The organism is Planctopirus sp. SH287 (assembly GCF_056500625.1).
Genome location: NZ_CM151403.1, coordinates 4832884 through 4854058, shown reverse-complemented (window position 1 = coordinate 4854058; position 21175 = coordinate 4832884). Strand labels below are relative to the sequence as shown.

The 21175-nt window shown below is 56.6% G+C and carries 17 protein-coding genes; 2 read left to right on the top strand and 15 right to left on the bottom strand.

The features are described from left to right. Positions 1-135: 135 nt before the first annotated feature. Positions 136-1566, top strand: a complete 1431-nt coding sequence (locus SH287x_RS17985) for a class I SAM-dependent rRNA methyltransferase (protein ID WP_479515766.1) — start codon at positions 136-138, stop codon at positions 1564-1566. 51 nt (positions 1567-1617) lie between these two features. Here the strand turns inward: SH287x_RS17985 and SH287x_RS17980 are convergent, their stop codons facing one another. The 14 genes from SH287x_RS17980 to SH287x_RS17915 all read right to left on the bottom strand — a co-directional run bounded on the left by SH287x_RS17980 (position 1618) and on the right by SH287x_RS17915 (position 17102). Further along, entirely contained in the window at positions 1618-1800 is a 183-nt protein-coding gene (locus SH287x_RS17980) for a helix-turn-helix domain-containing protein (RefSeq protein WP_479515765.1), read from the bottom strand. A gap of 7 nt (positions 1801-1807) precedes the next feature. Further along, positions 1808-2041: a hypothetical protein gene (locus tag SH287x_RS17975; protein WP_479515764.1), complete on the bottom strand. Its 234-nt coding sequence runs from the start codon at positions 2039-2041 to the stop codon at positions 1808-1810. Between the two features lie 132 nt (positions 2042-2173). Then, positions 2174-2782, bottom strand: coding sequence for a pyridoxamine 5'-phosphate oxidase family protein (locus tag SH287x_RS17970; protein ID WP_479515763.1), 609 nt, complete (start codon positions 2780-2782; stop codon positions 2174-2176). Positions 2783-2796: 14 nt separating this feature from the next. Next, positions 2797-3258 (bottom strand): nuclear transport factor 2 family protein, encoded by a 462-nt coding sequence (locus SH287x_RS17965; RefSeq protein ID WP_479515762.1) that lies wholly within the window; start codon positions 3256-3258, stop codon positions 2797-2799. Between the two features lie 106 nt (positions 3259-3364). Then, positions 3365-4327, bottom strand: coding sequence for an alpha/beta fold hydrolase (locus SH287x_RS17960; RefSeq protein WP_479515761.1), 963 nt, complete (start codon positions 4325-4327; stop codon positions 3365-3367). A gap of 83 nt (positions 4328-4410) precedes the next feature. Further along, positions 4411-4998 carry a TetR/AcrR family transcriptional regulator gene (locus tag SH287x_RS17955; protein WP_479515760.1) on the bottom strand — a complete coding sequence of 196 codons (588 nt, stop codon included), beginning with the start codon at positions 4996-4998 and terminating at the stop codon, positions 4411-4413. A 518-nt stretch (positions 4999-5516) separates the two neighbouring features. Beyond that, positions 5517-5813, bottom strand: coding sequence for a CRISPR-associated endonuclease Cas2 (gene cas2, locus SH287x_RS17950; protein WP_479515759.1), 297 nt, complete (start codon positions 5811-5813; stop codon positions 5517-5519). Positions 5814-5968: 155 nt separating this feature from the next. After that, positions 5969-7747, bottom strand: a complete 1779-nt coding sequence (gene cas1, locus SH287x_RS17945; RefSeq protein WP_479515758.1) for a type I-MYXAN CRISPR-associated endonuclease Cas1 — start codon at positions 7745-7747, stop codon at positions 5969-5971. A 38-nt stretch (positions 7748-7785) separates the two neighbouring features. Continuing rightward, a complete protein-coding gene (gene cas5, locus SH287x_RS17940; RefSeq protein ID WP_479515757.1) occupies positions 7786-8457 on the bottom strand; it encodes a type I-MYXAN CRISPR-associated protein Cas5/Cmx5/DevS in 672 nt (223 codons plus the stop codon). Positions 8458-8460: 3 nt separating this feature from the next. Next, the gene (gene cas7i, locus SH287x_RS17935) at positions 8461-9375 is read right to left on the bottom strand and encodes a type I-B CRISPR-associated protein Cas7/Cst2/DevR (RefSeq protein ID WP_479515756.1); all 915 of its coding nucleotides are present in this window, start codon (positions 9373-9375) and stop codon (positions 8461-8463) included. Positions 9376-9413: 38 nt separating this feature from the next. After that, on the bottom strand, positions 9414-11054 hold the full coding sequence (gene cas8a1 / locus SH287x_RS17930; RefSeq protein WP_479515755.1) for a type I-MYXAN CRISPR-associated Cas8a1/Cmx1: 1641 nt from the start codon (positions 11052-11054) through the stop codon (positions 9414-9416). A gap of 52 nt (positions 11055-11106) precedes the next feature. Further along, a complete protein-coding gene (gene cas3 / locus SH287x_RS17925) occupies positions 11107-13536 on the bottom strand; it encodes a CRISPR-associated helicase Cas3' (RefSeq protein ID WP_479515754.1) in 2430 nt (809 codons plus the stop codon). Beyond that, positions 13526-14149 (bottom strand): type I-MYXAN CRISPR-associated protein Cas6/Cmx6, encoded by a 624-nt coding sequence (gene cas6, locus SH287x_RS17920; protein WP_479515753.1) that lies wholly within the window; start codon positions 14147-14149, stop codon positions 13526-13528. The genes cas3 and cas6 overlap by 11 nt, the downstream gene beginning before the upstream one ends. 1219 nt (positions 14150-15368) lie before the next feature. Continuing rightward, entirely contained in the window at positions 15369-17102 is a 1734-nt protein-coding gene (locus tag SH287x_RS17915; protein WP_479515752.1) for a GGDEF domain-containing protein, read from the bottom strand. A gap of 463 nt (positions 17103-17565) precedes the next feature. On the opposite strand from SH287x_RS17915, the gene SH287x_RS17910 reads away from it, so the two are divergent. Next, positions 17566-19734, top strand: coding sequence for a TolC family protein (locus tag SH287x_RS17910; protein ID WP_479515751.1), 2169 nt, complete (start codon positions 17566-17568; stop codon positions 19732-19734). Positions 19735-19978: 244 nt separating this feature from the next. Here SH287x_RS17910 and SH287x_RS17905 read toward each other — a convergent pair whose 3' ends face one another. Further along, positions 19979-20995 carry a hypothetical protein gene (locus SH287x_RS17905; protein ID WP_479515750.1) on the bottom strand — a complete coding sequence of 339 codons (1017 nt, stop codon included), beginning with the start codon at positions 20993-20995 and terminating at the stop codon, positions 19979-19981. Between the last annotated feature and the right edge of the window lie 180 nt (positions 20996-21175).

Here is a 21175-nt window from a genome sequence, read left to right as displayed (position 1 = left end):
CAGGAAGGACAATGCTGTCTCGCAGCCCTCGCCCGCCTTGCGGGAGAGGGTGGCACGAAGTGCCGGGTGAGGGTCTTTCCAATGGATATTTTCAATAGAGCAACGTGACTGGCTAGCTATTGGCGGGCATGTTGGATGATCGCTATTTGTCCCACGGCTCGCCCTCATCCCGGCCTTCTCCCGTCCGAACGGGAGAAGGAGCAGGACATCAGGCAGTTTCATCCTGTAGAGCTGTCGTGCAGAGGTCATCCACTGGCGGACGATGCGACTCCTTGTCACACTGTCGCTATGTCACTGATTCGACCCGTTGATCGCCCACCTGTTCATCTCCGCCTGGCCCGAGATCTTTCTCGATCCATCCGGCGGGGTCACCCCTGGGTTTATGCCGAGTCTCTGCGCGAGATCCCCAAGGTTCCTGCCGGATCGAAAGCAGTGCTGCTCGATTACAAACACAATCGGGAGATTGCCAAGGGATATCTAGACCCCGCCAGCCCGATTGCCTTTCGCGCCTGCACGGTCGAAGACAAAGACAAGCTTGATGACCGCTGGGCACGCAGACAGTTTGACCGGGCTTATCGACTGAGAAAAGCCTTGTTTCGCAGCCCATCCTCTCGCGATGGTTCCGCTCGCGATCAGGTGGAAGGCGTGACTCCGGTTGATGACATCACGGGGCGAACCAGTCAGACCACCGGTTTTCGCCTTTTCCATGGCGAAGGAGATGGCCTGCCAGGGTTGGTGGTTGATATTTATGGCGATGTCGCTGTCATTAAGCTCGATGGCCCCGCCGCAACCAGCTTCTGGGATGCAGAAGGAATCGCCGAGTGGCTCATGCAGGCCACACGGGTCAAGGCGGTCGTTCAACGGGAACGCGACCGGGGAAAAGATCCGCGCATTATTGGGGGAGAACTCGATCACCCCGCCGTCCCGTTTCTGGAATATGGCCTCAAGTTCACTTCGGATGTCCTGCACGGCCAGAAAACAGGCTTCTTTCTCGATCAACGGGAAAACCGGGCTTTGATTCGTAAGCTGGCGTACAATCGCCGGGTGTTGAACCTCTTCAGTTATACAGGCGGATTTTCAGTTGCTGCCGGTGTGGGCGGCGCCCAGCATGTCACCAGCGTTGATGTGGCTGAACCTGCGATCGAAGTTTCCCGCCAGCATTGGGAACTCAATGAGCTTCCAGAAAGCCAGCACGATGCGGTGGCAGCTGATGTTTTTGATTACCTGGCTGAAGCGAAGAAAGCTGGCCATCGTTGGGAAGTGATCATCGTCGATCCCCCTTCGTTTGCTCCTTCACAGGAAGCATTAACGCGGGCTATCGCCAGTTATGAACGGCTGTTTGGCATGGCGGCTGAGTTGGTCAGTCCGGCAGGCTTGCTGGCAACGGCTTCATGTTCCAGCCATCTTCGCGACCAGCAGTTTCTGGAAATCTGTGAAGAGTCTCTCAGCGCCGCCCGGCGTCGTGGCCGCATTCTCACCTTCAACGGCCCCCCTGCCGATCATCCGGCCCCACTGGCCCTCCGCGAATTCCGCTACCTGAAATTCGCCCTCATGCAGCTCGATTAGGATTGGCGAGAAAATAGGTGCCTTTGAAAGTGGCAGGCCGGATGAGCATTTTCAGATGTTTGCTGCCAGGACCGACACATCGACCTGGAAGTAATCTGCCAGCTTGTGGATCATCTGCCGACTGAACCGCTTCTTACCCTTCAGAACTTCGGAGATCGTGGATTTGGGAAGATCAGCGTCCCGGCTCAACTGTGCCTGAGTGACCCCTTTGGCATCAAGAAGATGCTGAAGCATTTCGGCGTCAGACGCCGGCGTGATGCTCGTCTTCATAAGCACCCACGAGATCGCTCAAGGCATCAAGGTAGGTTTCTTCGCCCTCATTCAGAGTGCCACGAGCCAGCAAAGCATCCATGACCTTCTGGGCTTCTTCCAGATGATCGTCACTCTTGATTGAAGCCAGAGGGAAATCGAGAACAAGCTCCAAATAGGAGTCTTTGTTCTTTCCCTTCAATCGAAACTGCGTCTTCGTGGCCATTTCACTTCCCTCGTTTCTTTGGCTTTGCCGTTCCTGACTTGTTCTCCGTGCTTGGTTTGGAAGGCGGAGGATCGTAGCAACCGCAGTCTTCTTTCAAATTGTCTTCGTCACCCCAATGCTGGCTCACCCGTCTTATTCTTTCGTTTCGAGAGCCTTGAGCCTGGCTTCCAGTTCCGCAATACGGCCCTGCAACTGCTCAATGACGGGAGCCACCTGCTTCTGCGAGAACCGGCGATGAATGTGCTGCGGGCAATTGACGTCCCAGGCTTCAATCTCGAACAGAATGGCCCGCTCGACCTTGCCTGGATAGGACGCATCACGCAGACGTTCGAGCAAGGCCATATCGTTTTCCACAACACGAGCCGTGCCCCAGAGCTTGATGCGTTGGCTGTGGGCGTAGTCCATCAGGAAGATGAACGCCTTGGGGTTCTCCGACAGATTGCCGAGGGTGATGTACTGGCGATTGCCGCCAAAGTCGGCAAAGCCCAACGTCTTCTCATCGACCTTCCTGAGAAAACCGGGGGAACCTCCTCGATACTGGATGTAAGGCTGCCTCTCAGCATTGGCGGTTCCCAGATAGAACATATCCAGATCAGCCAGAAACCCTTCCAACCCCGGCGTCACGGTTGTCTCCCAACCGCCGCCCATTTCCATGCGGGCGTAACTGGAACGAGAGCCTTTGTCAGCCTGAATGCCTTTCACGGCGGGCGTGAAGGCGATGTCACTCGAAAACTGACGCATGGAACGACTCCTTATTACTTCACGTTTGGGATCCCCGCGTCATCCGCTGGTCGCGGGCCGGGGGCAGGCCAGTGGAACTTCCGTTCGTGCTCTTGAATTCGCAAATCGTTGATGCTCGCCTCTCGCCGCCGCATCAGCCCGTCATCATCAAATTCCCAGAGTTCATTCCCATAAGCCCTGAACCACTGGCCGTGAGCATCGTGGTATTCGTACTGGAAGCGGACGGCGATCCGGTTCTCGGTGAAACTCCAAAGTCCCTTCGTGAGGCGGTAGTCGAGTTCCCGTTCCCATTTGCTCGCCAGAAAGGCTTGAATCTGATTCCGGCCTTGAACGAACTGATCCCGATTCCGCCATTCAGAGTCCACGGAATAGGCGAGGGACACCCGCTGCGGATCACAACTGTTCCAGGCATCTTCTGCGGCACGCACCTTGGCGGTGGCAGTTTCCAATGTGAAAGGCGGACGGATGATGGTCATGTTTTTTCCCTGACGTATTGTTGCGTTGAAAGAGGTACCGGATGCCCAGACACGGCCAGGCACCCGGTTGAGTGTCAGTTGGCTAATTTCAATAAACGATGCAGGGCTATTTTGTCAGTTGCTTGTCGAGAAAATCACGGATCAGTGTGGCGATCGTCGCCCCATCTTCTTCGAGAGCAAAGTGCCCCGTGTCGAGCAGGTGAAACTCCAGGCTCTTCAGATCACGTTTGTAAGGGAACGCACCGGCAGCAGGAAAGATTTGGTCGTTCTTGCCCCAGACGATCAACGTCGGTGGCTGGTGCTTACGGAAGTATTCCTGCCACTTCGGATACAGCGGCGGGTTGCTGCCATAGCTGTAAAAGAGTGCCAGTTGAATCTCCTGATTGCCAGGACGATCCAGGAGGGGTTGCACATGGTTCCAGGTATCAGGGCTGACCGTTTCCAGATTGCGGACGCCGGTGGTGTACTGCCACTTGGTTGCGTCGAGTGTCAGTAGCGAGCGCAGTGCGTCTCCATGTTCCTTGCTCCGGTCATTCCAGTACAACTTGACCGGCTTCCAGAATTCGTTGTCGATCCCTTCGTCGTAAGCGTTCCCGTTCTGCACGATCAGCGTTTGCACACGCTCCGGGTGCTTGGCAGCGAGACGGAATCCCACGGGAGCACCGTAGTCCATCAGATAGATCGAATACGTCTTCAACCCCACCTTTTCGGTGAACTTCTCGATCACGCTGGCCAGGTTGTCGAAGGTGTAGTCGAAGTCCTTGACGGAGGGGGCCGAACTGTAGCCGTAGCCGGGATAGTCCGGAGCGACAACGTGGTACTTGTCAGCCAACGCGGGAATCAGGTTGCGAAACATGTGCGAAGACGTCGGGAAGCCGTGCAGGAGCAAGACTGTGGGGGCATCCTTGGGGCCGGCCTCACGGTAGAAGATGTCGAGGCCGTCAATCTTCACCGTGCGGTGCAAGACTTGCGTTGGCGGTGTCTTCAGTTCATCAGCATTGGCATTCCAGCCCCACGATGCCAACAAGGCAACGGTCAGTGCGGTAGCGTAGCTTCTCAGAGTGGTCATGATTCTGTCTCCTGGGTTAGGTTAATCCACTGAGTAAACAGACAAGTCTGTCTGCTGTCTCGCAAAAAAAGAGAAACGTTTCGTTACTTTCGTTTGGCTTTCGCCACCAGGGCCACCGCAGCCTCCTTTGCCACGTCAGCCGATGCCGACGACTGTGCCATCACGGCGGTGACAATCGCCCCTTCAACCAGCAAAGCAATCGCCGAGGCTACCGTTTCCGCCGCCTTCGCTCCACTCGATTCTTCGATGATGGTTTGAAGCATCTCGTGAAATCGTACTTTGTGACAGGCCGAGAATTCCGAAGCCGGGTGCGTGGCGTCTGCCAGTTCCACCCGGGTGTTGATGAACATGCAGCCTCGAAAACCGGGACTCTCGAACCAATCCTTCAGGGCGGCGAAGAACGCTTCGAGGCGGTTCATGCGTTTGGACAAATGGCGATCCATCCATTGCGCGAACATGGCGTCAAACTTTTCTTCCCGGTACTGAAGCACGGCCAGGATCAGATCGTCCTTGGAAGTGAAGTGGTTGTAGAGCGACATCTTCGCCACTTCCGCTTTAGCGATAATGCGGTCGATGCCGACGGCCCGCACCCCTTCGGCGTAAAACAGCCGCTCGGCAGTTTCCACGATCCGTTGGCGGGCTTCGGAGGATTTGGTTCGCGTCTTGCTCATACCGATAATATACAGACCTGTCTGTTTTATGCAAGGGGCGGTGCAGGATTTTTTTTGGTTCGTCAGATTGGCCATTGTGCTGATTGTGAATAGCACATGTCGTCTCTTTTTCTTTTATTCATCCATGCAGGCGCTCAACGCCCGGGGGCGTCATAGGATTTTTTGCAGTCGTCAGGAGAAGGCGCGGGGAGAATCACCCCATGTGCTCAACGCCCGGGGGCGTCATAGGATTTTTTGCCACGTTGATCATAACTCGTTATCGCAAATTATGTTAACCCACCATCTTTCATGCACCCCGAAATACCACGGCTGATTTCCTGTTTCTAATCGGGGATGTTTCGATTCCAGAGATGCCGTTCGCATCGTATTTCCTTTCTCCATAACTGTTTAGCGTTCAATGATGGCTGGATTCATGGATCTTCGGACGATCTCTCTGCATCCTAAACCGTTACCAGGCAACTCTCTGACGACGTCTGAACGATCGGCTTAACGCACCACTCGGAGGTGCATGAAGAAGGTTAAAGCAACCGAAATCCCGGTGGAGGGGCTGTCCAGCTTGTTTGGTCGCCGGTGGAATGATGGGGAACTTTCCCTGCGCATCCATCGCACAAGGGGATCACCAGCAGTTCATCGGAGATGTCCAGCACCTTCGCAAGTTCCCAACGCAGCTTTTCGAGCGAAGGTTTGTCCAGCCGGCAGCGAAAAACGCTGAACTGTACCCGAGACCCATAGCCTTCCAACGTTTTGGCGACTCGCCTCAAGCGTTTCGGATCATGGATGTCGTATGTGATCAAATGCCAATGACGTTCGCCCATCTTCATGGATCCCCGAATTGAACCGCAGCGACCGTCGGCAGGACTTGATCTCAAGCACCCACGATTTGCGGAAAGTAAAGACAGTCAGCCGGATGCCCTGTGAGGAAATGTCACTGTGGGTTGCCAGTCCGAAAATCATCTTTGCCTTTGCCAACTCAGCGAATGCGCCAGCGGGCGAACAAGCCGGGACAACCGGTCCATTCCTTTTCAAGCAGACGACATTCCAACTCGATCATCCGGCTGTAAGAGAGGGCCTGCTTGGTCTGCGGGTGGACGTAGGAGTCCTGCAATCGCTTTTCAAAGAGGCCGATGGCTTTCTTGCGGCCTTCGTCCGACAGCCATACCTGGTTAGCAGCCACAGTGAAGTCTGCATCGACGTTCCATTGACCACGGTTAATGCTGGCGACGACGGGCATTTCCCACACGGGCGTCCGGAACAATTCCATCAAATCCAGCACGAGAGGAGGAGCAGAGGTTCGCGGCTGATGGAAGATGCCCAACGCGGGTTCCAATCCAACAGCCAGGGTACTGCGATGAACGGCTGAATGGATCAAGGCATAACCAAAGCTCAACAGGGCGTTAAACCGGTCGCGCGGCGGATGTTTGGTGCGTCCGCGGGGATGTAACCCGGCGGGCACGGACTTCCCCAATAATGAGGGGATCGCAGCGAAGTAATGCCGAGCCGCCATTCCTTCTAACCCACGCAACGAGTCCGGGTTGGTCGACAACGGAATGCGTCGGAGCGACTCGCGAATCCCTTCGATAGCCGCACGGCTGGAGGAGCGACTCTCGGGATCGCCGCGCGTGCTGCGCAACAGATATCGCAACTGTGTCTCGACCTTGGCATGGATCAATTGCCGAGCCAGGCGGAAACGCGTTTCTTCATTGGAAAGAGCCGCATATTGCCTCAGTCGTTGCTGCACGCGACCGGGGGAGGCGCTGGTTCCTGCTAGAAACTGGCCACCCGTCGTCATCCATTGCACCGAAATTCCGCGTTTGGCACAGAGCTGGATCGCTTGCGTGGTGATTTGGCCGAAACCATGGATCAGGATCGCATCGAGATCCTCGACGGGAACTTTTTCCTTGTCGTTTTCCACGGTCACGACCAGCGTCTCGGCACTGCGGGATACATAGGCTCGCGGTGAGATAATGTGGAGCGTCTGCTTCTGTCGCGTCGCAGGATAGAGTCGCGGTCGGGATGGTTCTTCTTTTATGACTTCGCCGGACGTATTTTCGGTCAACCCGCCGGCATCAGGCTGAAGGATGGGCAAGGAGCGTTCGGCTAACCGCTCCTCCTCCGGGAGGCAAACAGGGGCCAGCGAACAACGGTGGCACATCCGTTCGTTTTCATGGACAGGTGGCCTTTCGATGGTTTGCCGCAATTCACGGGCACGAGCAATCGCCAGGAACAATTCTCTGCGGGCAGCATCGTCGATGGGTACAAACGCCGTGACATTGTCGGCGTGGTAACGGACACGGGCTTCTGGAATGCGTTCACCAAGCGATTCCTCCAACAGGACGGCATAGGCGATGGCCTGGATGCGGTCGCTGGGCCAGGTTTGAGGTTTGTTGTCCTCGCTGCGCCGACAGCGACCGCGCTTATGTTCGTAAGCAACCCATTTTCCATCGCGCCGGCGGACGGCGTCGACCTTGCCGAAGATGCCCCAAGCTTCGCTGGCAACGTCGAGTGACCGAAACTCCGGCGATTCGTCGTCGAGCGGCACTATCTCCTCGTGCAACCTCCGCCCGGCATAGACCGCAGCGTCGGCGACACGGATCTCCTCGACTTCCTCCAAATAGAAGAGCCGCTCGCAATAGAGCAAAGCATGCAGCGACATCACCCGCAGCGGCGGTTCGTCAACGGCAACACCCGCTTCACCATCCCTCCCCGCGACCTCGCGAGGGACTTGATTATCAGCACCAAACGCAGCCATGAATGGGCACTCCGGTTAAGAAGGGAAACATCAACCCATCAGACGTACTCGCTCTCGATCTTGGGCATGAGAAGTGAATCTGGTGCTTCCGCGAGCGAATGTTCAACGAGATCGCCAGTCACGAATCTGGTCTTCGCGGAGCCGACATGATCGACCCACACTGGCAACGTGAGTCGTCCCCGGGGGGCGAGCAGAAAAGCCCGCCCCTTGTGTCCCGTCACGCGATGAGGAAGGTCGGCTGCCTTTTGTTCCTGCAGTACCACGCGTTCGATCAGCGTGACCTCATCAACGAGATGGGTGCTCTCACCAAATGAAAGACCGCCGAACCGCTGGATGGCGGCCGGGTTCTCCAGCGCCAACCGTACGCGATCTTCCAGGCGTTCGCCGGATTCCTGGGAGGAATCAAGCCAGATAACCAGTTCGATGTTGGTCAACAACTGCTGGTAATCGGGGCGGGTGTTGCCGGAAGAACCAAGCGGCAGCTTCTTCACCCGCCAGACCGTTCGCAGCACGACGCTGGTTGGCGGCTTGCCTTTCAAGACAGGAGAGACGCGGCACCCGAGATGGCGGCGGCGGTCGGTCTCGCCCACAAGCGACAAGAGGAAGCCGTAACAGGTCGCAGGCGGAGGGAGCGGTTCCGTTTCCAGATATTCGCGCGCCAGCCCCTTGCGGAAGCAGGCGACGGGAACGGTGACGTAAACGCCGAGCATGTGTTACGCCTTCACTTTGAGGTCTTTATTGATCTTATCGACGGCTGCAACGCAGGCTTTCTTCACACCCAGAACCTTGACTCCCCGTTCTTTCAGCGCGCTGGCGAAGGGAGAATCGAGGTCGCTGACTCCGACGATGAGTTCGCCCACCTGAATGTCCTCGGATTTCAGACGCTGGAGCAGTGACTTAGCGCCGAAGGTCTTCCCGTCGTCGGTGGTGTCGAAGCAATAGAGCAGCCGGGGAGCGGGATCTTCTGTGAGCCGGAAAATGACGGCTTCCGGGGAAAAATCGAACAGGAACCGCCCGTGGTTGCCAGCAACGGTGCCGAGTTGACATAAGGCGTCGACCGCTTTGGCGGCCCGCGATTTATCACGAAGGCGCTCGGGCGTCAGGGCGATGCCGTACTGATAGCGGGTAGCGTGCAGTTCGGTGCCATAGGGGACGGGATTCTTGCTTTTGTTCTCCCCTTTGGATGCTGAAGGAGTCGCACCGGGAGAAGCGGCATTGAATGTCACGTCGCCCGCCCATGGCGTTAGAGAAATCGCGCGGGTGACCTCAAGCACGGCCCGACGGACATTGGCCGAACCTTCAACCTCGTCTTTGGCCGCTTCCGCTTTCATAAATCCCAGCAGGTCGTCGTCGATAAAAGTCTTGCCTTTCTCTGACGCCCATCCTTTGAAGGCGTCGTCCTTCCAGCCATTCACTCTTTCTACCTCGTCCCAGGCGCGGTTCGTCTCTTCCGCGGAAGAGAGTCGCCGACGCAGGGCGAAGCGGATGGCTTCGGCAGAGACAGTGCTGTGAGTCTCCCCCATCCAGAGCACTTTTTGAAGCGTCGTGATGTTGCCCTCGGTTTCGGCGCGATTGTTCGCGGCGGTGCCGAAGGGAGTGACGAAATTCGCGAAGACATGCAGAGACATGAACGTGGATTCCTTGAAAGGAGTTGAATGTAACGTGATTACTTCGATTCGGTGGTTGCTTCGGTATCGGCCCCTCGTCCGACGTAGCTGGCGAGCGCCAGCAGGGCGAGGTCCCGCGTGTATTGCCATTGTTCGTCGCGCAGCATGGGCAGAATCTTGATCCATGCCTGTTGCAGGGGCTTGTTCGGTCCGCCGCGGCTGAAGAGGTCGCACAAGGCGGTTCGCGCCTGGGATGGCGTCTTGGCGCCTGCGAACGCGAGACGGAGTCGCTCGCGTTCGGTGTTAAACTTCTTTTTCATGCCGGACGAATTTGTTTTGTATTCATCGGCGATCTGTCCGAATCGCTGGCGGATCGCCTCGTGGACGGCTCTGACAACGAGCGATCCCCCCTCGTCGTCCAACCAAGCTTTTTCGTCGTCAACCATGTCCTTGAGTCCCTTTCGTTCAAAGTTCACCTGGTTCCGGTACGGTTTGTCCGTGGCCGGATTCGTTGCAGTCATCAGTCGGCCGAAGCCCGCATACCACCGGCGGGAACACGCGAGGTTTTCGGCGATGAGGGGTCGGACGACGCTATCGACGCGGAACGACTCCTGTTTCTCTGTGACGACCTTTGCCTTGCCCTTGCCGGCGGATTCGCGAACCGTGCGCACTGTCGACCGCGACGGCAGATGTGCACACGCTCGTTCAAATAAATCGATGTCCCGGTCGTCCAGAACCGGGATGTAGAGTGATTCGACGCGCGACTTTTGTTGCGAGGCCCACGGCGTTGGTCGAAAGGTGATCGCGTGGCAGGCCGTCAGTTGGAACTGGCGTTTCTTGAGCCGCACTTGCAACTGGAGACCTGCGTCGGCCGCGCCCGCCGTGAGTGTTTGCTTTCCGTCGACCGGAGTCAGGCCGGGCCGCTCCTCCGCGAAGTCGTTTAGATCCTCAACCTCGGGAACCAGCATCACGCCAACGCCCCGGTTGACGGGAATTGTGAAGCAGCCGACCAGTGCGAAATAGAGGGGCAACAATCGCTCGACCGGCTCGTCGATCTTCGTCGGCCCGGCGAACGCGTTGTGTCGGACGACGGCTCCTGGGTTGAGCGGGCCTTCGATGCCAACCGTCGCGGACGACAGGCATCCCGTCTTTTCGTTGATGCAGTCCTTCCAGCCGTCCTGGTGCTTGAAGCTCGAACAGGCCCGGTACTCAACAATCACGGGGGGGATGCCGTCGCCATCCGGATCATGGGTCGCGGGCGTTGATTCCTTGGCGAGCGCGCGGGTCTTCCCGTGTTGCAGGAAGGTGAGCGTGATCCCCAGTTGGAGGTCGGCCAGAACAGCCGGGTTCGGCTCCCGTTCGTATTGACCAGGAAGCCGGATGAGTCCGTCGGAATTTCCGATCTGGAAAGCCAGTTTGAAAAGCCGTTCCAGGAAAGCGGAGGCCCGCTGAGGTTCGCCAAATTTTAGCGTGATCTGGTTCGCTTCGATCTCCCAAGGTGGGCGTCCGCCTGGCCAAGGGCCACCCGGCAGCATGTCCGCTTTGAAACGCTTCGAGTTGCTTTCAATGTATTTCAGCGTGCAGGCCAACCCGCCGAGGCCCGCCCGGTGGATATGGGACATGCCAGGCGCGAACAGCCGTAGCGTGAGATGATCCGGCGCGACGGGTTTAGTGGGTTTGGCTTTCGAGATCGACTTCATGAAGTTGCATCTCAACGACTGGGGAATGATTCAATGAAAGTCCGTGATGCCGTCAGGCGTTTTTCCAGGTTGCCCCGCGGAGGAGGCAATAGTCGATCCGGTCGTGCGGGGCCAAGGGGAGGCCTTGGTGGCGCGGCCATTCCCTCCAGTCGCCGGAAAGCTGGGGCATGGGGATGGCGACGTTCACTAGCGTTTGCTCGTCCTCCCGGGGGCGACGTTCCAACTCGGTAAGCTTTTCCCCTGACAGACGGGCCTGCCTCAAACGTTGCTCATATTTCTTCACGGCAGGCAGATCGGCTTCGCGGATAACAGTGATGCCGTGTGATCCTTCGCGCAGCGCTGCCACATTCGTATTTGGCCCGCTTTGGAGCCAAGCACTATCAACAATCTGAAAATCATGGTTGCTTGTGCTTTGATTTTTCCAGGCGTCCGCCAGATGTCGCTGGCTGATGTTCGTGGCAGGCAGTTCCTCGAGCCATTCCCGCGCGGCTTGAAGTTCTTTCTCCTCATAGGGACAGTGACAGGTTTTCGGATCGTCGATCACGATGAACGGGCATGTGGGATCGCCGGCTTTTGCCTTGCGATTCAATCGGCCCAGCCGCTGGATCAGGGCCGAAATCGGTGCGAGTTCAGTCACCAGCAACGTGACCCCCTCCAGGTCGAGGCTCATTTCGCAGACTTGAGTGGTACAGGCGACAACTGGGCCGGTATGACTGCTTTTGAAGGCATCGACGACGGCCGCGTGACGCTGCACTCTATCGCAGTAGCGGAAGCGGGAATGGTAGACCTCGGGCTTGAGACCCAGTGTTGCCAGTCGATCGGCTGCATCCATGGCCCGCTGGACGATATTGCAAACCCAGAGGATTTTGCCGCCCCGGGCGAATTCCTCTGTAACGCGCCGGTCGAGGAGCGAAGACTCTGCGGGCATCGCTTCGCGGTGGTAGCGGGGTTGGTTTTCCAGTTCAGGATCGCCGGGGATCACATTCAATTTCTCGCAGCCCGTCCGCGCAAGAGATTCCTGCAACAAATTTAATCGGGCCTCGGGTAAGCTGGCGGTCATCAGCAGCGTTGGCAAACCGGGAAGGGCTTCCAGGAACCGCAGCAAGGCTCCGAACAGCCTATCGTCGTAGGCGTGGATCTCGTCGAAGACAAAGGCGGCTCCGGCTAGAGCCGGCCAGGCGTAGATGCCCCGCCGGTTGTTCTGGATCAGTCCCAGCACCGTGTCGACCGTACAACTCACGACCGGCGTCGACCAGGCGTCGAGCGATTCGATGCGATCGGCCGCCTCCGCTTCCTCGGCAGTTTCATCTTTTGAACCGGTGGCCGATCCTTGATCCCCCTTTACGATCAGCGCCATGTCGACCGCGGCGCGACCGTGGAAAAGCCGGTAGTTCCACTGTTCTTCGGGGTTGTTCAGGTAATCGCGGAAACCTTCGGTCGCGGTGCCTGTCGTGGGATAGCAGAACCAGAGACGTTTGTTTGGGTGGTTCGACGCGGCCCAGTGGTAGGCAGCCAGCGTTTTGCCCGAACCACAACCGGCCTCTGCCAGCGTGACATTGTTCTTTGAGGCGCCGATGTCTTTTTGGAACTTCCGCAGTTGGATCGACGGGTTATGTTGTTCCTCCCGCTGCTGCTCCAGTCGTCGTTCGACGATTGCTTCCAGCTCTCCGGCTTGGGGGACATTGCCAAGGGAATCGGCGATCCATGCGAGGCGTGTCTCCTCCTCCGCGACCTCGACCGGCAGTGCGGAACCGGCCACGTCGGCAGCGACGAGCGTCGCTTTCGCAGCGGCGACCAGACGGTGCTCCGATTCTTCCAAACGATCCCAGCATTTTTTGGACAGCTTTCGCCATGAGTGGTTGAGCCGGATGAAGGCGGAATCGCCGCCTGTCAGTTCGATCACCCACGGCTCAGCGAAGCGGGGAGGAGGGCCTACATCGGGAAAGGCGGATTGGACGACCTCGAGACAACCATGAAAATCGCTGTGGTTCGTGTGAACGATGACTTCGGGCGACGCGCCGTCTTGCAAGGAGAGAGATGGCGGTGTGTCGCGACCGAACTTGGGATGATGGCCACCGATGATCCATTCGACGATATTCAGATCGGTCTCGTTTCCATCAACAGCCGGTAGAAGCCACTCGCGGAGTTTCTCGCGGACAAGGAGCACCGAGATCCATTCGTGTCGCAAGCCTTGTGGTTTACTGCACCGGTCGGAAGACCAGGTGAGCATGCCCTGGAAGTGGTTGTTCGCCTTTCCCAGATCGTGCAGGACGGCGGCCAGACGCACAATACAGCGGAACCGCTCTTCGTATTCGCGGGCGGGCAGGCCGAGCGCGTGAAGTTGATCCTTTGCCGTGATGTCCAGAATCTGCACAGAAGCGGCGTGGACATCGCTGAGATGCCGCGGCAGAAATACATGGATGGGGGGTGTGCCGGGGAGCTGTTGGTTCCAGCTTTTCGCCCATAATCGCTCAGGTACCATGCCCCACCCCCTTGGCGAGCAGCGGTAGGAAGAGGCCGCAGCCCATGTGGCGGCGGCCGCCCAGGCCGTGAATCTGGATGTCGAGGGATTCTTGAGCCGCGATGCCGGAGAGGATGACTTCATGCCCGACGATCTCCTTCCCCTTGATGCGGATCGTACGCCGCGCGGGGAGGCGGGGAAGTGTCAGTTCCACATCGGGAGAAACGTTCAACAAGCCGAGTTGGCGGCGGAGTTCGCGACGGAAGTTATCGGCGTCCTCACCGTTCTTGGTCGTGGTGATCCGGCTGCGCAAGATGGTGGCCGGAACGAGGGCCTGCACACTCGGAACTCCGACCCGTATCACCCGGTCGGCCAGCGTCAATGATTGCCCCGCCAACTGGATCACTAGGGGGATGCGATCGGCGGTGAGACGGATCGCCAGTCGGCTCGTCTCGGTTGTTTGCATCATGCGACTGCCAACCAGCCGCCCGGCAATCGGATGCACCGCCATGCCATTCTCACGGTGGAGTTCGGGGAGCGTGCGCGAGAGGGCTGCGTACAGGATGTAGCCATGATCGGCGGGCAGCGGCGCCTGACTCATCACCGGAAAGAAAACATCAACGACTGGTTCCATGGGAGGCTCCGGGATCAAGAGCGATGTCTGACACATCGAAGATTATGCGCCAGGGGTATGACAGACTCTGTCACACCTGATTTTTTTATGATTTCAAAGTGCCAATAACCGCTTCGATCTCGCCGTCGAGACGTTGCAGTTGACGATAGGCACTTGATCTGGCGTCATCAGAGTGTTGCACCACATGACGCTTGGAATGAGCCGTATCGTTCTCGCCGAATAACATCGCGAGATAGGCGAAACGGCTAGCTCTTGTTCAAAACTTTCTTTGCTCTCTGTGCCATGCTTGGCGTGGTGGCATGCTCACGGCAACGGCGTTTTGTGCCATGCTTGCGGCTCTGAGCTGTCTTTTATACATAAATTTCTCATTCCCTTGAGCAAGCGGCACGGCATTGACACCATCAAGGGGTGATGACCAGATCAACCCACGGGAGTTCCGGCCTGGGGGAAAAACCTGCTCATCGGAATGACTCCTTTGCGTTCTTCGCGCCTTTGCGGTGAGTCAAAGAATTTTTACCGCGAAGAAAAGAAGAGCGCGAAGGAATTCGGAAGAGATCGAGTGCCGTGTCACGGCTTTGTTTTCGGGTTGATGTCGCCGCAACGTCCTCCGTTGTCGGACTAACAACAGAAGTGACCCGAATTTTATACTTTGACAATGCACGAGGGGAGTCGAACGGTATGGGGCGGGAGCCTGCTCTATGACTTTTGAACAGCATCAATCCCTTGGATTCCCTCGGCTGTATGCCAGATATTGAGGTAACGGCCGCAAGGTGCTATGGGCCACCCATGCCAATTTCATGGTGCGGTTCAGGTGGCGAAAAAGTTGTGTATAAACGACAGCGGCTCTGAGCAAGCATGCTCTGTGAACTGAGGAAGGATCGGCATCAAATGGATATCCGGCTCAAAGCCGTGAGCATGGCACGAAGAGTTTTGAATTCCCGACACGGCGCCCGTCTATGATCAAATTAAGCCGGAGAAAGTCGCGTATAAAAGACAGCGGCTTTGAGCAAACTTGCACTGTGAGATTGTGATTGACTGACGCTCTACACGTGCTGCGCATACTCATCTCAAGCGATGAGCAGGGCACGGAGTCTTTTGAAGACAGTACATGCGACCCACCCGGATGAAGGGGTCGAAAATGGCCTGTGGAAACACTGGTGGTTCATGGGCCACATCCCGACCCTTTTCCACAAGGGGAGGGGAGAGTGCCGGGCAGGTTTTAAGACACGCCGCTGGCGGTGATGGCTGCGGGTTCCTGGGCGCAGCAGACGCGATTGCGCCCGGCGGACTTGGCTTCATAGAGAGCGGCATCCGCTGCGGCAATCAGTGCTTCCGGGGATGTCGCATGCAATGGGCAAGTTGCCACTCCCACGCTGATCGTTACCGACATCAGGGTGGAATCCAGTGGGAAAGGATGTGCATCGATAGAGGCGCGAATTCCTTCGGCGATCCGCAGGGCACCGGCAATCCCCACACCCGGAAGAAGGATGGCCATTTCTTCGCCACCATATCGAGCAAGCAGCGCCCGATCTCCCGAACGGATCTTGCCCATTTGTTCGCGCAGGATCTGTGCCGTTTCCCGCAGGACAAAATCGCCTGCCTGATGACCATATTGATCATTGATCAATTTGAAGCGATCCAGATCGCAAAGCAGCAGCGAGCATTCCAAACCGAGTCCCTGCTGCACGCTGTCAATTTCTCGTGCCAGTTGCAGGTCAAAAGTGCGACGATTGGCCAGATCCGTTAAGCCGTCTTGTCGGGCCTGACGTTCGATCTGCAAAAAATTGATCGACTTCTGAATCGTTTCCGACAGCACATCAGCTGCCCAGTTGATCAGTTCCAGATCAACCGGCAACGGAGCCGCTGACTGACGGCGTGTGAGACACAACAGACCTGCGAATCGATGTTTATGCCGGATCGGTGCGGAAACGGCCGATTGCATGAGTGAATCAACACCAATGCGTTTGAGATGCAGTGGATCGAAGATGGTCACTTGCCCATACAGTTGGCCCATGCTGGCCAGGGTGTCTTCATGCTGGAACCAGCGGCTTTCGACGCCGGGGGGCAATTGCACTCCGCAACGAACCAGTGGTTTGCACGTGGCTGCCCCTTCCTTGGGCATGACATAAAGGGTGGCTCGTTCAGAGCCGGTGATTTGTGCCAGCCGGACGATGAACCGCTCGATCATACGCAGCGGCTGCTCGCTCTGGCTGTCGGCGATGGATCGCAACTCCAGCATTTCGCGAGTCGAACGCAATTGATGGGTATGATGCTCAAGAGTAAAGAGTTGCTTAAGAGAACCCGCCACGCAAGCCATGAGCCGGGAACTGAGTTCCAGTTGTTCGGCTTGAGGAGCAGCTGTTGGCAGTAACTGGGTGGTCGCCAGGACGGCACAAAGTTCTTGACCAATCCCTACGGGGATCAGAAAAATGCGACTGGCTTTTCGTTTATCACTGGGGCTTAGCGAAGCATGGAGCTGGGTTTTGCGGAGAACCTGATCTTCCAGTGTGGAAGGTGATCCTGACGCCAGCGTCGCCAGCAGATGCGTATCAACCGTGAATTGTGTGAGAGATTCGTCCGAGAGACCGCGCGATTCAAAGACGCTGCCGGTACTGCGATCCAGACGAATAATGGCGGCAAATCCCGAATCGGTATCAGGGATAAATCGTTTCAGGAGAACCGCGTAGGCCCGCTCGGGATCATTCTGTGTCAGAATCTCACGAAGAACCACGTTTTCCAGTCGGGTGATCATTTTGTCACGAGTGAGGTTCATCACTTCACGTTCGAGACCTTTGACCTCGCCGAGAATTCGGTTCGTGCTTCGATCAGCCCGCTGCCGCTGCAACACATGAATTCCGTGTTGGAACAGACAAACCGAGGCCAGCGCCAATAATCCGGCTGTACCGGATAGAGCACCCTCCAGTTGAGAAAGTACGTAGGCTAGACCTGACATGAATGGATTCGCCCTGCGGACACATCGCGATCAGAACCTGCCTCTTGCCTGAACCAGTCATCAGAAACATGTTGCAAAAATGCAACAATTCCGGAAGACACAGAAAGGCAATTGGCCCGTCATCAAAATGCCACCCTAGGCACCTCACTGAAACTTAGCATGGAATTCGCTCACTGCGGCGAGAATCGCGCTTTTCAATGACGATGGCTTGATCTCCAGTATTTTTTCACGTTTTTCCAGGCATTTGATCTCCAAAAAGATGGTGACGTGACCCATTTCCGCAGGAACCGCCGGTGATCCAGACTTCTGGAAAGTTGCCCAAAGGACGCCTGTCGATGTGCCGATGACTGACGATGAGATGGCAGATTGTGGAGATTCCCTGCGCTCACTGAACAGGGAATTGTCGGAGCAGGATGCTTCCGTTCACAAGCCAGAGATCTCTTGTAGTGAGGGGCAGACACGGATGTCGCGGCGAAAGCGGACTCTCCGCTGGCGATGGGTCAACTTCGTGATCATAGCGATCACGTTGCCAGGCCCAGGCTGCGCCCGTTATCAACCGACTCCTCAATCACATGTGGCCGTTGATCAATCGCACTATCAATCGATGGGGCGAAAGATTGAATATCCCCAAATTCAGCCCATGAGTGGCGAAGCGGAATTAGCCGCCACCAGTGCCCCCATTTCACTCAGTAGCGAAACGCCTACGGAATATCTCGATCTGACGCTTGAACAGGTGATGCAATTGGGTCTGGCTCAGTCCAAGGCCTTCCGTGATCTGGGCGGGCTGGTGCTGAGGTCACCGGAAATTGTTCGCACAAGAAACGATCCCGCGATTACCCAAACGGATCCCCGCTTCGGAATTGAAGCGGCACTGAGTGCGTTTGATGCTCAGGTTGCCGCCAGTGCCAATTGGGAGAAGAACGACCGGGCATTGAATAACCAGTTCTTTGGCGGCGGCACCCGTCTGCTGACTCAGGATTTTAACGTCTATCAGGCGCAGATCTCGAAGACAGCGGCCACAGGTTCCACCTTTGCCCTTCGCAATTACACGCAATACGACGCAAACAATGCTCCGGGTAACTTTTTCCCCAGCGCCTGGACAACCTGGTATGAAGGGGAGGTTCGACATCCTCTGCTTCAAGGGGGTGGCGTCGATTTTAACCGGATTGCCGGCCCTAATGCTCAGCCGGGATTGATCAATGGTGTGGTCATCGCCCGGATCAACTCGGATGTTTCGCTCGCTGATTTTGAAATGGGAGTGCGAAACTATGTGAGCGATATTGAGAACACCTATTGGGATCTTTCGTTTGCCTGGCGCGATCTGGAATCGAAAATCGCAGCCCGTGATGCGGCTCTGGAAACCTGGCGCCGCATTCAGGCGTTGTATGCTCAAGGCCGGCGCGGTGGCGAGGCGGAAAAAGAAGCGCAGGCCCGCGAACAATACTACCGCTTTCAAGAAGAAGCTCAGAATTCACTTCATGGTCGCCTGCTGGATGGCACTCGCACCAATAATGGCAGCACTGGTGGCACCTTCCGTGGTACGGGAGGTGTCTTTGTCTGTGAACGACGTTTGCGGCTGCTAGTGGGGATGCCGATCAATGATGGCCGCCTGATCCGTACCGCTGACGAACCCTCCGCTGCAAAGCTCGCTTATGCCTGGGAATCCACACTGGGTGAAGCTCTCACCCGGCGTGTAGAGCTTCGTCGACAGAAATGGCAGATCCGCAAGCGAGAGCTGGAACTTCAGGCCAATAAGAACTTCCTCAAGCCACAGCTGGATGCCATGGCTCGTTATCGTTTCCGCGGGTTTGGAAAAGACCTCCTTCCCGACGGCACCAGTGGCCGTTTTGGCGATGCCTACTCCGACCTTGTTTCGGGAGATTTTCAGGAGTGGCAACTGGGGCTGGAATTCTCCATGCCTCTGGGCTTCCGCCAGGCTTATGCGGCTGTTCGTAATGCCGAGCTTCAACTGGCGCGTGAACGATCACTCCTCTTTGAACAGGAACGGTCGGTTGTCCATGATCTCAGCAATGCGATTGCTGATGTCGATCGTTCTTACCAGATTGTCGAAACGGCTGCGAATCGTCGTATGGCGGCCCGCGAGCAGGTGGAAGCCGTACAGGCCGCATTCGATGCTGATAATGCGACTGTCGACCTGTTGTTAGAAGCTCAACGACGGATGGCCGACGCTGACGTTTCCTACTTCCGCTCGCTGATTGAATATTCGCTGTCGATCAAGAACGTCCAGCTCGAAAAAGGAACTCTCTTCGATTACAACGAGATCACGTTAGAAGAAGGGCCATGGCCGGAACAAGCCTATTGCGATGCGCTGGAACGCCAGCTTCGCACGCATCCTGCCAGCCGATTTGAGCATCCAAAACAACTGGCACCTCAAGTGAGTGCCGGGCCAATGTCGCAATCTCTGGTGCCTGGTGAATATCCACCAGAAGGGCCAACTTATCCTCCTCTGAACGGCCCGCCCACAACATCTGGCAGCTCGGCAATCTATGCCCCTGGGACTGAAGGCGTCCCGACGTTGCTCTATGACGGGTTAAGTTTGCCGCCTGGATCAAGGGATATTCCACCTGTTCCCGGTGCCGACTCGAAACTTGTCCCTTACGACGAACCGTAGACTATATGACGGAATAACGGCTTTGTCATCAGGGTTCGAGCGGTGTCGCGTCGCGCTGAGGCTTGATATTCGCATGCCATCAGCGAGGCCTTCGCGTGGGATAAGCCGCTTGACCAGCGACCATCACCAGTAACTATCAATTGATATTTAGCGATCGAGTGCCGTGTCACGGCTTTGTCTTCGGGTTGATGTCGCCGCAACGTCCTCCGTTGTCGGACTTAACAACAGAAAAGCCCCGAGTTTTCTACTTTGACAACGCACTAGCTACTTGCTCGACAATGTCGTGAATGACAGGGTCATTCTCTGGGGATTTCTGTTCGGTTTCCGTCCAGCGAGTCAGCTTCCGCTCTTTGAAGGCGATCTGATCGGCTTTTCCCAAGGCCAACAGAATGTCACGAACCAGATCCCAGCCTGCCAGCTCATCATCGACCAGCACGTGCTTGCCGTTAATATAGTGGGCCGCTTTCAACTCTGGCGGGAGTTGATCCATGGGAAGTTTTTGCAGGCGCGAGTGTTGTCGCAGTAGCGGACTCCAATAGCTCAATGAGGCGTCATAGCTTGATAGATAGACTTTTTCCAGCAGTTCCTGGCTGGGAGGCCAGATCAGTTGCTGCTGGCCTTTTGGTAGGCCTCCTGCTCGTAATCCCTGTTCTGACCAACGGGCTGTCCCTTCAGTGAACCACCGATTTTTGAAATAGGTCGCACTGTTTTGAATGACATGAAACATTTCATGAGCCGGCGTCTGGTTCTCAGCCGGTTTCACAGAAGTTGCGACATCGACACAAATGCTGATCGTTGTTGGCGGATCACTTTCCCGCTGAAATCGCCGCAGTTCATCGTATGTCAGTCCATTGGCCGATAAGGCGTCTTTATGTAGTAAATGGATATCGATCCAATTGGCCTGGGCATACCGCTCCGTCTTGAAAGGGTCTGGAAAACCCAGGCTTTTCCAAAGCGTGAGGGCTGCCCAGGATTGCATCGCGACATCTTCGACGGCATCAGGGACAGAATTTTGATTCAGATCCGCCAGAGCGACGGCATGTTCGCCCTTTGTCTCATAAAAAACGCGAATCCGCTCTTTGATCCAAACGCGAGGAAGCGACCGGCGCAGCTCGACGAATGAGGAACGACCTGCTGGCTTGTTCGCTGCCGCATTCGAGGCTGAAGAGGTTTTTGCCTGGATTGGTTCTTCCGAGCGGGCGTCCCCCGTTGACCAGCAGATCATCAGGAGAAGGACACCCTGAACACGCAGCGGAGACATGCAAGACGCCATCAGCAATTCGCCTTTCATTTTCATCGGAAGACTTCAGTGACAGATTACGCTTCTCCCGATGCGACCTCCACTGGCGTTCTGCGCAAAGTTCTTGCGGAAATACGCAATCCATTGTGAGGCACCTTTCTACTCACCAGAATGTCTCAGCCTCTCGTCACCCCGAAGCCT

Coding starts and splice junctions, on each gene's coding strand:
- SH287x_RS17965 (WP_479515762.1), bottom strand. CDS start 3,258: ATGACCATCATCCGTCCGCCTTTCACATTGGAAACTGCCACCGCCAAG.
- cas3 (WP_479515754.1), bottom strand. CDS start 13,536: ATGGTACCTGAGCGATTATGGGCGAAAAGCTGGAACCAACAGCTCCCC.
- cas2 (WP_479515759.1), bottom strand. CDS start 5,813: ATGGGCGAACGTCATTGGCATTTGATCACATACGACATCCATGATCCG.
- SH287x_RS17960 (WP_479515761.1), bottom strand. CDS start 4,327: ATGACCACTCTGAGAAGCTACGCTACCGCACTGACCGTTGCCTTGTTG.
- SH287x_RS17980 (WP_479515765.1), bottom strand. CDS start 1,800: ATGCTTCAGCATCTTCTTGATGCCAAAGGGGTCACTCAGGCACAGTTG.
- SH287x_RS17970 (WP_479515763.1), bottom strand. CDS start 2,782: ATGCGTCAGTTTTCGAGTGACATCGCCTTCACGCCCGCCGTGAAAGGC.
- SH287x_RS17915 (WP_479515752.1), bottom strand. CDS start 17,102: ATGTCAGGTCTAGCCTACGTACTTTCTCAACTGGAGGGTGCTCTATCC.
- SH287x_RS17955 (WP_479515760.1), bottom strand. CDS start 4,998: ATGAGCAAGACGCGAACCAAATCCTCCGAAGCCCGCCAACGGATCGTG.
- SH287x_RS17985 (WP_479515766.1), top strand. CDS start 136: ATGATCGCTATTTGTCCCACGGCTCGCCCTCATCCCGGCCTTCTCCCG.
- cas8a1 (WP_479515755.1), bottom strand. CDS start 11,054: ATGAAGTCGATCTCGAAAGCCAAACCCACTAAACCCGTCGCGCCGGAT.
- cas7i (WP_479515756.1), bottom strand. CDS start 9,375: ATGTCTCTGCATGTCTTCGCGAATTTCGTCACTCCCTTCGGCACCGCC.
- SH287x_RS17975 (WP_479515764.1), bottom strand. CDS start 2,041: ATGGCCACGAAGACGCAGTTTCGATTGAAGGGAAAGAACAAAGACTCC.
- cas6 (WP_479515753.1), bottom strand. CDS start 14,149: ATGGAACCAGTCGTTGATGTTTTCTTTCCGGTGATGAGTCAGGCGCCG.
- SH287x_RS17910 (WP_479515751.1), top strand. CDS start 17,566: ATGTCGCGGCGAAAGCGGACTCTCCGCTGGCGATGGGTCAACTTCGTG.
- cas5 (WP_479515757.1), bottom strand. CDS start 8,457: ATGCTCGGCGTTTACGTCACCGTTCCCGTCGCCTGCTTCCGCAAGGGG.
- SH287x_RS17905 (WP_479515750.1), bottom strand. CDS start 20,995: ATGTCTCCGCTGCGTGTTCAGGGTGTCCTTCTCCTGATGATCTGCTGG.
- cas1 (WP_479515758.1), bottom strand. CDS start 7,747: ATGGCTGCGTTTGGTGCTGATAATCAAGTCCCTCGCGAGGTCGCGGGG.